Origin of the sequence: Edaphobacter sp. 12200R-103, from assembly GCF_010093025.1 — a bacterium.
Lineage (GTDB): Bacteria > Acidobacteriota > Terriglobia > Terriglobales > Acidobacteriaceae > Edaphobacter.
In genome coordinates this window covers 2669541-2683827 of record NZ_CP048114.1, presented here as the reverse complement: position 1 = coordinate 2683827, position 14287 = coordinate 2669541, and the positions used below count along the sequence as shown (strand labels likewise).

Annotated in this window: 7 protein-coding genes, 2 tRNA genes and 2 rRNA genes; 8 read left to right on the top strand and 3 right to left on the bottom strand. The window is 55.3% G+C overall.

What is annotated here, in order from left to right:
• Window positions 1-18 precede the first annotated feature (18 nt).
• Window positions 19-1068: a sigma-54-dependent Fis family transcriptional regulator gene (locus GWR55_RS11195; RefSeq protein ID WP_238398356.1), complete on the bottom strand. Its 1050-nt coding sequence runs from the start codon at window positions 1066-1068 to the stop codon at window positions 19-21.
• 599 nt (window positions 1069-1667) lie between these two features.
• On the opposite strand from GWR55_RS11195, the gene GWR55_RS11190 reads away from it, so the two are divergent.
• On the top strand, window positions 1668-3053 hold the full coding sequence (locus tag GWR55_RS11190) for a sigma-54 dependent transcriptional regulator (RefSeq protein WP_238398355.1): 1386 nt from the start codon (window positions 1668-1670) through the stop codon (window positions 3051-3053).
• 17 nt (window positions 3054-3070) lie between these two features.
• Window positions 3071-3559, top strand: coding sequence for a hypothetical protein (locus tag GWR55_RS11185; protein WP_162402335.1), 489 nt, complete (start codon window positions 3071-3073; stop codon window positions 3557-3559).
• A gap of 179 nt (window positions 3560-3738) precedes the next feature.
• On the opposite strand, the gene GWR55_RS11180 is transcribed toward GWR55_RS11185, so the two are convergent.
• Together GWR55_RS11180 and GWR55_RS11175 are read right to left on the bottom strand one after the other, a co-directional pair.
• Window positions 3739-4686 carry an SDR family oxidoreductase gene (locus GWR55_RS11180; protein ID WP_162402334.1) on the bottom strand — a complete coding sequence of 316 codons (948 nt, stop codon included), beginning with the start codon at window positions 4684-4686 and terminating at the stop codon, window positions 3739-3741.
• 196 nt (window positions 4687-4882) lie between these two features.
• On the bottom strand, window positions 4883-5824 hold the full coding sequence (locus tag GWR55_RS11175) for a branched-chain amino acid transaminase (RefSeq protein WP_162402333.1): 942 nt from the start codon (window positions 5822-5824) through the stop codon (window positions 4883-4885).
• Window positions 5825-5942: 118 nt separating this feature from the next.
• Here GWR55_RS11175 and GWR55_RS11170 point away from each other — a divergent pair, with 118 nt between their 5' ends.
• From GWR55_RS11170 to GWR55_RS11145, 6 genes are all read left to right on the top strand, one after another.
• On the top strand, window positions 5943-6629 hold the full coding sequence (locus tag GWR55_RS11170) for a MarC family protein (RefSeq protein ID WP_238398353.1): 687 nt from the start codon (window positions 5943-5945) through the stop codon (window positions 6627-6629).
• Window positions 6630-6691: 62 nt separating this feature from the next.
• Complete coding sequence (locus GWR55_RS11165) at window positions 6692-8185, top strand: M48 family metallopeptidase (protein ID WP_162402332.1); 1494 nt, start codon at window positions 6692-6694, stop codon at window positions 8183-8185.
• Window positions 8186-8986: 801 nt separating this feature from the next.
• Window positions 8987-10488 (top strand): 16S ribosomal RNA (locus tag GWR55_RS11160).
• Between the two features lie 271 nt (window positions 10489-10759).
• Window positions 10760-10836: transfer RNA gene (locus tag GWR55_RS11155), tRNA-Ile, on the top strand.
• Between the two features lie 38 nt (window positions 10837-10874).
• A tRNA-Ala gene (locus tag GWR55_RS11150) sits at window positions 10875-10950 on the top strand.
• 324 nt (window positions 10951-11274) lie between these two features.
• Window positions 11275-14224 (top strand): 23S ribosomal RNA (locus GWR55_RS11145).
• Together the 16S and 23S rRNA genes with 2 tRNA genes alongside form the textbook arrangement of a ribosomal RNA operon.
• Window positions 14225-14287: the final 63 nt, after the last annotated feature.

Sequence of the window (14287 nt, the reverse complement as noted above, 5' to 3'; positions counted from 1 at the left end):
GCGGCTCGCCAGAAGTTGTTAGTACAGCCTGGTTCGCGGAGTTGAGCCCGGCTGGGAAGACCTTACGGCGCTCTCGTTGCGCTTTGTGCTGGCGGTCCGCAGGGGGCGCGGAGGCACCTCAGGCATGCCAGCCTCGCTCAGTTTATAGAGCAACGAACGATAGCTGATCTGTAACCACTTTGCGGTCTTTTGGCGGTTCCAGCTGTTGGCCCGCAGGACCTTCAGGATGATCTGCCGTTCGAGATCGTGTGTTGCCTGCCGGGTGATGTTTTTGAGAGAGACCGGCTCACTCAGGTCGATCTCAGCGGTCACCCCGTTGCGATTCTGTTCCGGGATCAGCTCCGCGATCAGGGCGTCTTCACTGCCGATCAGGACATAGCTGCGGATCAGGTTCTCAAGCTGCCTGATATTTCCCGGCCAGTGATAGTTCTGCATCAGCCGCATAGCGCTCTTCGAGAGAAGTTCAGGCGTATGACGGAAGACGCGCGAGTAATGCTCGATAAAGTAGTCGATCAGGATCGGAAGATCCGCAATCCGCTGACGAAGAGGAGGCAGGTTGATCGTCACGGCATTGATGCGGAAGAGAAAATCCAGGCGGAAGGTGCCGTTTTCGACCTGTGTTCTCAGGTCGCCATTGGCCGCTGAGACCAGGCGGGTCGCGATGGATCGCGATTCATGTCCGCCGACCCTTACAAAGGTTCCGTCCTGCAGTACCTGGAGCAGTTTGGACTGAACGTTTAGGTCCAGGCTCCCTACCTCATCGAGAAAAAGCGTACCGTTATGCGCCTGTTCGACGCGGCCAAGTTTCGTGGTGGTGGCCCCGGTGAAGGCTCCCTTTTCATAGCCAAACAGCTCGGTTTCCAGCAGAGAGTGCGGAATCGCCGGACAACTCACCTTGACCAGGCTTCCTCGCGAGCGAAGAGAAAGCATATGGAGCAGTTGCGCGCAGATCTCTTTTCCTGTCCCGCTTTCGCCCTGGATCAGTACAGGGACATCTGTCTCGGCGACTCGCTCTATTTTGTTCCGTACCGCCTGCATTGCGGCGGTTTTACCGAAGGTAATATCCATCGGCGGCAGACTGAAGGACGCAGCGGATTCCGTGTGATGAACCAAGTCAATTTCCCGTCTAAATGGGGTAGAGAAAAGAGTGCAATGCTTTTCATCATGCAAGTCGCACGCCAATCTGCCAATGACGGGAAAGAATTCCGTAGTTCGCAGGTGTGGAAATCTTCCTTCCGGGGACTCTGCTTTTGCGGGAAGCGGAGTTTCCTGGCCGCTACCGCCTCGTTTGAGTGGGATTACCTCTTCCGCCGGATGGACTCCGCCAGGAAATAATACGTGGCACTTTTTTGCTTGTGTCGGATATCAATCCCGTTGTCCGGCCGGAGGCTTTGCCCGGAAGTGGTAAACATTTTTCACACTTGTCGGCAAAATTGTTAACATTTTTATGTCGCACTTCTTCTAAACCGACTTAGAATTTCTAAGTAGCTCGCCGGAAGTCTCCCCACTTCCCGGGTTGGTTGACTTAACAGCATGGCCTGGAAAATGGGTGATGGTCGCACGACCCTCCAGGCTCGCCAGAATTCGGGCGCAAGAACTCGAATTGGCATCATAGGGGTGTTGGTATGTCGGCTTCTGCGTCTTACAGTATGTCTGCTTTGAAGTCTGTGACTAAATCTCGTCCTCAGGTCGTTGCATTTGAGCCGGACCTTGCGGTGCTGGATTATCTGCGCCTCACCCTCGGAGATCGGTATGAATTAACCCTCTTCTCGGAAGAGAAGTCATTGCTACTCCGCCTGGAGCAGAGTGAAGAGCCGGATATGCTCCTGCTCGCACTGCATCCCGGCCGCGACTCTTTTCCTCTGGTCACACAGATTCGTGCCTCGCATCCCAACCTTCCCGTCATTGTTCTGTCCTGTACGGCGGAGATCCGGGATCTCGAGGTCGTCATTCGTTCCGGCGTACGCGCCATCGTCATGAAGCCGTTTGTCGGAACCGACGTTGAGGAGACGATCGAGGAGCATCTCGTCTCTCCCGACCGCAAGGGCGCTGTAGGCGACGCTCCGCGCGAGGTCCCGCTCAACGAGACGCATTCGTTCGTTCGCTCCAGCAAGAAGATGCGCGATCTGGAATCGCAGGCGGCGCTGGTTGCGCGTGCCGATATTCCTCTGCTGATCCTCGGCGAGAGCGGTACGGGCAAAGAGATTCTCGCGCTCTACACCCACAAGATGTCCTCGCGCAGTCAGAACACCTTCCTGAAAGTAAACTGTGCTGCTGTACCGGCCGACCTTCTGGAGAGCGAGCTTTTTGGCTATGAGCAGGGCGCTTTTACGGGAGCTGTGAAGACGAAGCCCGGAAAATTCGAGATCTGCACCGGCGGAACAATCTTTCTGGACGAAATTGGCGAGATGCCCGCCCTGTTGCAGGCCAAGCTCCTGCAGGTCCTTCAGGATGGAACCTTCTCCCGCCTGGGAAGCCGGTCTCCCATGAAGGTGGATGTTCGCGTCATCGCGGCGACGAATATCAATATGAAAGAGGCGATGGCCAATAAGAGCTTCCGCGAAGATCTTTATTACCGCCTCAACGGATTTACGCTGAATATCCCTCCGCTCCGGGAGCGACGGGAAGAGATTCCTGTACTCTCTGAGTACTTTATGCGTAAAGGGGCGCGGCGGTATGGTCGCGATCCTTTGTCGTTCTCCACAAGGCTGATGGATGCTTTGATCGCTCATAACTGGCCTGGCAATCTCAGGGAGCTTGAAAATGTCGTCAACCGGTACCTTGTACTTGGCGATGAGCGGGCCATCCTTGAAGAACTGGCCCCGGCCACGACGCCTGCCGCCACGGGCGGCAACATTGAGCCTGCTACCGGAGCTGGATTGAAGGCAATGGTGAAGAATCTCAAAGGCGGCGCCGAGGCGGCTGCAATTGCACAGGTGTTGGAGGGAACTGGATGGAACCGCAAAGCGGCGGCAAACGATCTTCAAATCAGCTACAAGGCTCTGCTGTACAAGATCAAACAGTACGATCTATCTCCACAAGATCGCGCGTAGCTGCCAAGATTGCGGCGATGGCCGCGACGAACGCCGAAGGCGTTTATCGTGTGGTCGTCCGGTTTGAGGACCATACGATACGTGGAACTGTTCCCATCGGCGAGCTCGGTTCGATCGAGCAGCTGCTCCACGATGAAAACCGCTCTCCCCTGGAGACGATCAAGCTCATGCTGGAGACCGGCGAGGAGGAGGAGATTCCGACCGTCGACGCAAAGGCGGTCTTCTTCGTCAAGACCTTCGCGGGCGACGATCGCCACCAGGCGCTTCATTTCCACGAGAATGCTCCCATTGTGCCGGGCCTCTGGGTCCGGGTTTACTTCTACGATGGCGAGATGATCGAAGGCATGATCAGCAATACCCGGGACTTTGTTTTGGAAAAGGGCTTTTTCCTGATTCCGACCGATCCTAACGGAAATAACCGGCTCGCCTACGTCAATAAGAGTGGTTTGAAGGACTTTCACGTCCTCGGCATGCGCAATATGCCTAAAAACCTGCACAAACTCTAGGCGGTGTCATTCAACGGATCCTGGAAATCAGTCCTTCTGTTCGAAGGTGTCATCCCGACCGTACACTTGAGCGCAGTGGAGAAATGGCCACTTTTTGAGATAGTTCTCGAGCCAGACACTAACAGACGGTACGTTCGATGGTGCGCCTAAGCAGGCAGTCTATACTCGATGACCGATCCTCAGGCTGTTGCCATCGTTCTGGCCCATTCAATGGTCTGTTCCAGGCCATACGCCAAGCCAGCTTTCACCTTGTATCCGAATGCCTGTTCTGCCATCTGAATGTCGGCCAGTGAGTGCTTGATGTCGCCTTCGCGCTCCGGAGCATGATTGACTCCGCCCGTAAATCCGGTGATGCGCTTGATCTCGGCAAAGGCCTCGAGCAGCGTCGTGCGCTGGCCGGTGGCCACATTGAAGACGCGCCCGGCAACCTTCGCCGCAGGAGCCCTGGCTGCAAGAAGATTTGCGGAGACCACGTTGTCGATATAGGTAAAGTCCCTGCTCGTCAGGCCATCTCCATAGATGGTCGGCGTCTGACCTGCCAGCATCAGCGAGATGAACCGGGCCAGCACGCCCGAGTATTGCGACGATGGATCCTGGCGGGGGCCGAAGATGTTGAAGTAGCGCAGCGAGACCGTTTCCAGGCCATAGACCCTGTGATAGCTGGCGAGGTATTGCTCGCCGGCAAGCTTCTGAACTGCGTAGGGCGAAAGCGGAGCCGGCAGCATGTCTTCGGTCTTCGGAAGCTCTGGCGAGTCGCCATAGGCCGCGGAGGAGGCGGCATAGAGGACGCGGCGCACGCCTGCCTTACGGGCGGCTTCAAGGACATAGAGCGTCCCGGTCAGGTTTGGGCCGTTGGTCCCAATCGGGTCGTCGACGGACTTCGGTACCGAGGGAATGGCCGCCTCGTGAAAGACGTAATCCACACCATCGCAGGCATCTTTCAGGGCGTCCCGGTCCAGAACATCGGCCTTGCGAAAGTCGATCTGAGAGCGAATTTCGTCAATGTTCTCCAGCGAGCCGGTAGAGAGGTTATCGATTCCGCGTACCTGCGCGCCTTCGTCCAGAAGTGCGCGAGCGATGCTGGATCCGATAAAACCTGCAATTCCGGTGATTAAAACAGTAGACATGGCCCATCTCCTCGGAGAACATCCTGAATCTGCTGCATCTATAAGACTACCGTAGCAGGATAGTTAGACGCGGTTTCCATTCTCCCTCGAAAGTGTCATCCGCATTAAAATCCGATGCAGGCTGCCGTTTTCAGGCAAAGAAAAACCGCGGAGCGCTGTGGCCCCGCGGTCTTGATCTTTGCTTTCCGCAGCGTTGCTACACCCCTACGGGCTCGCCCGCCTTCACGTTGACCGGGGTCAGCCAGTTGTAGCGATCTGCCTTCAGGCCGTTGACGATTCCGAAGAATTCTTCGTGCAGCGCCGTAGTGATCGGGCCCATGCTTCCATCACCCACCAGGATGCGGTCGACCGAGCGCAGATGCGTCACCTCGGCAGCCGTGCCGGTAAAGAACGCTTCATCAGAGATATAGAGCAGCTCACGCGGGAGCGCCTGCTCGACGACCTCGATGCCAAGCTGCCGCGCCAGTGTGATGACTGAACCGCGAGTAATTCCGCTCAGAACAGAGTTTGCCAGCGGAGTCGTGTAGATGATTCCATTGCGCACGAGGAACAGGTTTTCGCCCGAGCCCTCGGAGAGGTAGCCGTTTACATCCAGCGCGATTCCTTCGGAGTAGCCGTTCACCTCGGCCTCCATGCGGATCAGCTGCGAGTTCATGTAGTTCGCTCCGGCTTTGGCGAGCGAAGGCATCGTATTCGGAGCCAGACGTGACCAGCTCGATACGCACACATCGGCTCCATGGTTGCCGGGAACATACTTGCCCCAGGGGAAGTTGGCGATATAGACATCCACCGGGGAGGTCAGCGGATTTACGCCGATCTCGCCGTAGCCGCGAAATGCGATAGGGCGGATGTAACAGGGCGCCACGCCATTGGCTTCGACGACGTCGATGACGGCCGCGGAAAGCTGTTCGACGGTGTAGGGCAGAGGCATGCGGTAGATCTTGGCGGAGTCCGCCAGGCGCTGCATGTGTTCGGTAAGGCGAAATATGCCTGCCCCGGAAGGCTGTTTATAGCAGCGAATCCCCTCAAATACCGACGAACCATAGTGGACGACGTGGCTCATGACATGAATCTGGGCCTTGTCCCAGGGGATCAATGTGCCGTTGTGCCAGATGTTCGCAGTTGTTTGAATGGGCATATATCCGCTCCTTGCGTGAAGATTTCATTATAGTCAGCGCCGGGCTTCAGCGACCAGTAGAAATAGGGAGATTGTGCGATCGGCATCGGCTTGTGACGAAGCCGTGGGAGAATGAGTCGTGCTCTACCAGCCGCATTCGCCGGTGATCCTGTATGACCTGCAGCACTCGGTCTACGTGCGCTTCTCGTTGCTCGCGCTCAGCTCCATCTTTTTCCTGGTCGATCCCTTTGCCGCTTTGCCTACCTTTCTGGCGGTTACGGAAGGTGCCGATGAAAAAAGCCGCAAGAGGATTGCGCGGAAGGCTTCTCTTACCGCGCTGATCTTTCTGAGCGCCTTTGCCATAGCAGGTCAGTACATCTTCAGGATGTTCGGAATTACGCTTCCGGCCTTCGAGATCGCAGGCGGAATCATCCTTCTTTTGATCGGGCTCGACATGCTGGAGGCGCGCCGTTCCCCGACCCAGGAGACCAGCGGAGACGCCGAAGAGGCCGCAAGCAAAGAGGACGCCGGCATCGTACCCCTCGGAATTCCCATGCTGGCCGGTCCCGGTGCGATTGCCAGCGTCATGGTCCTCGTCGGGCAGGCGCAGAACCACTGGCAGATGGTTGCCATTCTCGGCTCCATCTTCATTACGGCTGTGATCTGCTACCTGGTGCTGGGAAACTCCGACAGGGTAGGGAGGGCGCTGGGCGAGACGGGGATCCGTGTGCTGGTTCGCATCATGGGCTTGCTGCTGGTCGCCCTGGCAGTGCAGTATTTTGTCAACGGTCTGGCCGACCTGGGGGTGGTCGCCAAGCCTTCTTAGAGCAACCCCCTTTATGATCTTCCGCATCCGTGCGGGTTTGTGTCAGGGAAGGAGCAGGGCTCATGGAGTTGACGTATTTCGGGAAGAAGATTGTGGTGTTTGTGCTGCTCCTCGGTGGGACAACAAGCGCGGCATGGGCGCGTTTCAAAATCCCTCCACCCTGCAAAAACGCCTTCAGCACGCAGCAGGAAGAAACGGAAGGGGCAAAGTACGCCGGCGAGATCTTCAAGCAGATGCCGGTGCTGCCCGACAGCTCCCCTATCTCGCAATATGTGCAGCAGGTTGGGAAGAAGCTGGTCGCGGTGACCCCCGGCTATCGCTGGCCTTACAACTTCCACGTCGTTGCCAGTGATGAGATCAACGCATTTGCCCTGCCGGGCGGAGCCATGTTCGTCAATGTCGGGGCGATTCGCGCCGCTGAGACCGAGTCGCAGCTGGCCGGCGTGATGGCGCACGAGCTCTCGCATGTGGTCATGCGTCACTCCACCTGCAACATGACCAAGCAACAGTCGGTCGGCACCTGGGCTGCCCTGGGGCAGTTGGGAGCGGCGATTGCTCTTGGAAACGGCGCGCTGGGCTCCCTTGCCAGCCAGGGAATCGGTATTGCGACAGGACTAAGCTTTCTGAGGATGTCCCGCGATTATGAGAAGCAGGCCGACCTGCTTGGCGCCGACATCCTCTACGACGCAGGCTACGATCCGCGCGGCCTGCCCCAGTTCTTCGAGACCATTGAGGCGAAGTATGGACAGGGGGGTGCTCAGATCTTCAGCGACCATCCCAATCCCGGCAACCGTATGGAGTATGTCAATGCAGAGATCGCAAGTCTTCCCCGGAAGTCCAATCCGACCGTAACAACAGCTGCCTTTACCCGTGCGCGCGATCTGGCCAACAAGGAGAAGACATATACCTCTAAGGAGATGGAAGCGGGTGCCTGGAAGAAGAGCGGCAAATATGCTCTGGTAGCGGGAGGTCCGGCAACCGTCATTCCCGAAACAACAGGCAGCTCGCAGACCCAGAACCAGACTCAGGCTGCAGGCGCCGCGCGGCTGAGCCGGGCCTCTCTGGGCATCGACGATCCGCTCGTCTTCTACAACGGACAGGCCTTTTCCATCAGCTATCCGAAGAGCTGGCGCAAGGGGGAGGGGCAGAATGGCAGTGTCGCGTTTGTCCCGCAGGATGGAGCCAGTCAGGCCGGTATCGCCTACGGCGCCATCGTCGAGGGCGCGCGCTTCCAGGCTCCTGTAAAAAATGCGAACGATCTCCAGCAGGCCACTACGGCGATCGCCCGGCAGATGAGCCAGCAGAACGATGGCATGACGGTCAGCGGCAACATGCAGTCGACGACCGTCAATGGCAGGCCGGCGGCAACCGTGGAGCTTCGTGGACGTTCTCCGTTGTCCAGCGGAGGGACGGCTACCCCGGAACGGGATCTTCTGGTGGCGATATCCAGGCCAGATGGGGCGGTGAACTACATCATCTTTGTCTCTCCGGAGCCGGATTATGCGACCCTGAAACCACTCTTTGCCCGGATGATGGGAAGTTTTCGCGTGCGATAGCATGATTCGAAGGCATACAAACACCTAGTAAATACTGGCTGAAACCGGGTTTTCGACAGGATTGGCAATTTATTCACAGCCCTCCGGGCTTGCACGAACTCCCGGTCGTTGATACTCTCAGGAAGTCGCAAGTGAGCGACGCGGTTTGCAGAGAAGAAGTGACCGATGGTAAGCTCACTGCAGTAGTATGAAAGCTCTTAGCCTGATGCCGATATGTTGGTGTGGAGGCAGTCAAGAGCGCAGTCCAAGCGTTTGATCGCGGCAGATAGCCTGAGAGGCTAGCCGAATCCAAACCCAAGTTACTGCAATTGTTTTAGGGGAGCTCAGGCTCCGCGGCCAAATGTGCCGTAAGGATGTTTTGACATTTTGCGCGAGTGAGCAGTCAGCATGCTTGGCTTTTACCGGCTTCGATCCTTTCAGGGGTGAAGGGGCGGTAAAAGAAAAGTAAAAAAGATGTTGACAAGGGATCGAAGGTTCGATACTCTTAGAAAGTTCGCTAAAACGTCGAACACGACAGCGATGCGGGAACAAGGCAAGCTAAAGTCGTGAAAACAAAGACGAAATCAGCGCAAACAAGTTCGAGGACGCAATCCAGGCTTTGAGCCGGAGAAGTCCTTGATCCAAAGCTGCCCGCCTAGTGTGGATGCAGTCAGGATCTTTGACAACATAGTTGAACGTGCCAGTCGTGAGATGATACGAAATTTGGTTTGGTCATTCTCACTAGTTATATCCTTCAGCTCTTTCGAGCAGCTGAAGGCGTCTGACTCCCGGACCTCCGTCCTGGGAGCGGACACACCAAGATTAAACGAGAGTTTGATCCTGGCTCAGAATCAACGCTGGCGGCGTGCCTAACACATGCAAGTCGCACGAGAAAGCGGGCTTCGGCCTGCAAGTACAGTGGCGCACGGGTGAGTAACACGTGAATCATCTACCTCCGAGTGGGGAATAACCTAGGGAAACCTGGGCTAATACCGCATAACACTTACGAGTCAAAGCAGCAATGCGCTTGGAGAGGAGTTCGCGGCAGATTAGCTAGTTGGTGGGGTAATGGCCCACCAAGGCGATGATCTGTATCCGGCCTGAGAGGGCGCACGGACACACTGGAACTGAAACACGGTCCAGACTCCTACGGGAGGCAGCAGTGGGGAATTTTGCGCAATGGGGGAAACCCTGACGCAGCAACGCCGCGTGGAGGATGAAATCCCTTGGGATGTAAACTCCTTTCGATCGGGACGATTATGACGGTACCGGAAGAAGAAGCCCCGGCTAACTTCGTGCCAGCAGCCGCGGTAATACGAGGGGGGCAAGCGTTGTTCGGAATTATTGGGCGTAAAGGGCGCGTAGGCGGTTTGACAAGTCTGATGTGAAATCTCTGGGCTCAACCCAGAGTCTGCATTAGAAACTGTCGGGCTTGAGTATGGGAGAGGTGAGTGGAATTTCCGGTGTAGCGGTGAAATGCGTAGATATCGGAAGGAACACCTGTGGCGAAAGCGGCTCACTGGACCATAACTGACGCTGAGGCGCGAAAGCTAGGGGAGCAAACAGGATTAGATACCCTGGTAGTCCTAGCCCTAAACGATGATTGCTTGATGTGGCAGGTACCCAATCCTGCCGTGTCGAAGCTAACGCGATAAGCAATCCGCCTGGGGAGTACGGTCGCAAGGCTGAAACTCAAAGGAATTGACGGGGGCCCGCACAAGCGGTGGAGCATGTGGTTTAATTCGACGCAACGCGAAGAACCTTACCTGGGCTCGAAATGTAGTGGAATCCGGTGGAAACATCGGCGTCTAGCAATAGACTGCTATATAGGTGCTGCATGGCTGTCGTCAGCTCGTGTCGTGAGATGTTGGGTTAAGTCCCGCAACGAGCGCAACCCTTATCTTCAGTTGCTACCATTTAGTTGAGCACTCTGACGAAACCGCCTCGGATAACGGGGAGGAAGGTGGGGATGACGTCAAGTCCTCATGGCCTTTATGTCCAGGGCTACACACGTGCTACAATGGCCGGTACAAACCGCTGCAAACCCGCGAGGGGGAGCTAATCGGAAAAAGCCGGCCTCAGTTCGGATTGGAGTCTGCAACTCGACTCCATGAAGCTGGAATCGCTAGTAATCGCAGATCAGCATGCTGCGGTGAATACGTTCCCGGGCCTTGTACACACCGCCCGTCACATCACGAAAGTGGGTTGCACTAGAAGTCGGTGAGCTAACCGCAAGGGAGCAGCCGCCCAAGGTGTAATTCATGATTGGGGTGAAGTCGTAACAAGGTAGCCGTAGGAGAACCTGCGGCTGGATCACCTCCTTTCTAAAGAGAAAACGTCATGGCATTCCAATGCGCTCTGCGATTGCAGACAGCTTCGGCTGAGTATAGGAAGTGACCATGCACCATCATCGGTTATCACGTATATCGGTGATGAGCTTGAACCAAACCTTCTCTTTGTCGATATCCATCAACATCGATGGTCAGAAGCGGCTTAGCCGCTTCGCACGTTCAACTGTGTCCTCGAAACCTTTTCGAGAGAGCTCGACTTTGGCTCGGATGAGTCAGCAGAGCAGCATGCGCAAAATGCGATGCCGGGCCTGTAGCTCAGTTGGTTAGAGCGCACCCCTGATAAGGGTGAGGTCGGTAGTTCGAATCTACCCAGGCCCACCACTTTCATTGCGAGTGTCTGCTATACTGAATCACGGCATGGGGCTGTAGCTCAGTTGGGAGAGCGCCTGCTTTGCAAGCAGGATGTCATCGGTTCGATCCCGGTCAGCTCCACCATCCTCTCTTCGAAAAAATGCAACTCTGCTTCAGGTTGAGATCCTGTGCGAATGGGATTTGAACCTTGAGCAGAAGTGCTCGAGCCGCCTTAGGGTGCGACAGCGACAGATAAGTCGCTCGGTGATTTTTGACAACTGAATAGATTGGGTAAATATAACTACAAGGCTGAGCCCACCGCTTAATGTGAAAGCAAAAAGCGAGTGGAACAGTTGTTGAGTGTCTTTAGATAATTCGTATCGATTGATTCGATACAGGCGAATGGACAACGTAGATTACTTGTAATTCGTAGAGGTTGTTTCTCTACTGCGTGCGAGTAAATTCTATGGTCAAGCTACTAAGGGCGCACGGTGGATGCCTTGGCAGATACAGGCGATGAAGGACGTGGCAAGCTGCGATAAGCTTCGGGAAGCCGCACACAGGCGTTGATCCGGAGATTTCCGAATGGGGAAACCCACATACGCAAACCGTATGTATGTCTCACTGAATCCATAGGTGAGAACAGGCGAACGGAGGGAAGTGAACCATCTCAGTACCTCCAGGAGTAGAAAGAAACCTCGATTCCGAAAGTAGTGGCGAGCGAAATCGGAACAGCCCAAACCCGTTGCATTAAGGTGCGTCGGGGGTTGTAGGGCCTGCAATAGTAGAGTTACCAATCTGGTCGATAGTCGAAGCCTCTGGAAAGTGGCTCCATAGTGGGTGACAGACCCGTAGACGAAATTGATCCAGACTCGAAGCAGGTACCTGAGTAAGGCGGGGCACGAGAAACCCTGCTTGAATCCACGGGGACCATCCCGTAAGGCTAAATACTAGTATCTGACCGATAGTGAACCAGTACCGTGAGGGAAAGGCGAAAAGCACCCCATTGAGGGGAGTGAAAAGTACCTGAAACCGTGTGCCTACAAGCAGTGGGAGGACTATGCCCGTAAGGGAATGTCTGACCGCGTGCCTATTGCATAATGAGCCGGCTAGTTATTCTTGTCAGCAAGGTTAAGCGTGAGCGAGCCGCAGCGAAAGCGAGTCTGAATAGGGCGTTAAGTTGGCAGGAATAGACGCGAAGCGGGATGATCTACCCTTGGCCAGGTTGAAGGTGGGGTAACACCTACTGGAGGACCGAACCGGTGTTTGTTGAAAAAAGCTCGGATGAGCTGAGGGTAGGGGTGAAAGGCTAATCAAATTCCGTGATAGCTCGTTCTCTCCGAAATAGCTTTAGGGCTAGCCTCGGGTGATTTGGATTGGTGGTAGAGACATGATTGGACTAGGGGGCTTTCCGGCTTACTGAATCCAGCCAAACTTCGAATGCCAATTACAACCAGCCCGGGAGTCAGACTGTGGGGGCTAAGCTTCACAGTCGAGAGGAAAACAGTCCAGACCGCCTGCTAAGGTCCCCAAATTACAGTTAAGTGGGAAAGGAAGTCGGAACGCTCAGACAGCCAGGAGGTTGGCTTAGAAGCAGCCATCCTTTAAAGAAAGCGTAATAGCTCACTGGTCAAGCGGTCCGGTGCCGACAATACAACGGGGCTAAAACTGTATACCGAAGCAGCGGATGCACATCTTTGATGTGCGTGGTAGGAGAGCATTCTCACAGCGATGAAGTCAGACTGAGAAGACTGATGGAGCGTTGAGAAGAGACCCTGCCGGCATAAGTAGCGATAAGGGAGGTGAGAACCCTCCCCGCCGAAAGTCTAAGGTTTCCTGAGGAAGGTTAATCCGCTCAGGGTTAGGCGGTCCCTAAGCCGAGGCCGAGAGGCGTAGGCGATGGACATCCGGTTAATATTCCGGACCTCCCAGTTTTTCGTTATTACGATGGGGTGACGCAGAAGGATAAGCAGGACCTCCTATGGCTATGGGGTTCGATGCGCGTAAGCTGGTTTCTCTAGGCAAATCCGGAGAAGCTTAACAGTGAGGCGCAAAGCAGTAAGCCGAATGGCTGAAAGCTGCTGAGTTCACGCTGCCAAGAAAAACCTCTAAGGAGAGAGATTGGGAACCGTACCACAAACCGACACAGGTAGACGAGGAGAATATCCAAAGGCGCTCGAGTGAAAGCTTGTTAAGGAACTCGGCAAATTAGACCCGTAACTTCGGGAGAAGGGTCGCCACGGGGGTGAATAGCCCTTCGTGGCCGCAGCGAAATGCGAACGGCGACTGTTTAACAAAAACACAGGTCTCTGCAAAGTCTAAAACGACGTATAGGGGCTGACTCCTGCCCGGTGCCGGAAGGTTAAAGGGAGAGGTTAGGGCGCAAGCTCGAAGCTTCGAACTGAAGCCCCGGTGAACGGCGGCCGTAACTATAACGGTCCTAAGGTAGCGAAATTCCTTGTCGGGTAAGTTCCGACCTGCACGAATGGAGTAACGATCGTTCGACTGTCTTAACGAGTTGCTCGGCGAACTTGTAGTACCGGTGAAGATGCCGGTTACCCGCAGCTAGACGAAAAGACCCCGTGCACCTTTACTATACTTTTACAGTGGGTTACGGCAATTGCTGCGCAGGATAGGTGGGAGGCTTTGAGACCGGACTTTCGGGTTCGGTGGAGCCAACGGTGAGATACCACCCTGCGATTGTTGTGATCCTAACCTCCTCCCGTGATCCGGGAGAGGGACATTGTAAGACGGGTAGTTTGACTGGGGCGGTCGCCTCCTAAATTGTAACGGAGGCGCGCGAAGCTACACTCAGGTCGTTTGGAAATCGACCGTCGAGTGCAAAGGCATAAGTGTGGTTAACTGCGAGACCTACAAGTCGAGCAGATGCGAAAGCAGGCCTTAGTGATCCGGTGGTTCTGTATGGAAGGGCCATCGCTCAACGGATAAAAGGTACGCCGGGGATAACAGGCTGATCATTGCCAAGAGTTCATATCGACGCAATGGTTTGGCACCTCGATGTCGGCTCATCGCATCCTGGAGCTGTAGAAGGTTCCAAGGGTTAGGCTGTTCGCCTATTAAAGCGGTACGTGAGCTGGGTTCAGAACGTCGCGAGACAGTTCGGTCTCTATCTGCTGTGGGCGTAGGAGATTTGAAGAGGGCTGTCCTTAGTACGAGAGGACCGGGATGGACGAACCTCTTGTGTTCCAGTTGTCTTGCCAAAGGCACGGCTGGGTAGCGAAGTTCGGTTGTGATAACCGCTGAATGCATATAAGCGGGAAGCACGCTCTAAGATGAGATCTCCCAACCCGTAAGGGAAATGAAGGGCCCAGGAAGACCACCTGGTTGATAGGCTGGAGGTTGAAGCGCAGTAATGTGTGTAGCTTACCAGTACTAATCGCCCGTTCGGCTTGTCCATAGAATTTACTCTGCGCAGTGAGTACCATTCGCGCTAGAGATTCTCAACACAAGCTTTGTAGTT

Coding starts and splice junctions, on each gene's coding strand:
- GWR55_RS11195 (WP_238398356.1), bottom strand. CDS start 1,068: ATGGATATTACCTTCGGTAAAACCGCCGCAATGCAGGCGGTACGGAAC.
- GWR55_RS11185 (WP_162402335.1), top strand. CDS start 3,071: ATGGCCGCGACGAACGCCGAAGGCGTTTATCGTGTGGTCGTCCGGTTT.
- GWR55_RS11180 (WP_162402334.1), bottom strand. CDS start 4,686: ATGTCTACTGTTTTAATCACCGGAATTGCAGGTTTTATCGGATCCAGC.
- GWR55_RS11175 (WP_162402333.1), bottom strand. CDS start 5,824: ATGCCCATTCAAACAACTGCGAACATCTGGCACAACGGCACATTGATC.
- GWR55_RS11165 (WP_162402332.1), top strand. CDS start 6,692: ATGGAGTTGACGTATTTCGGGAAGAAGATTGTGGTGTTTGTGCTGCTC.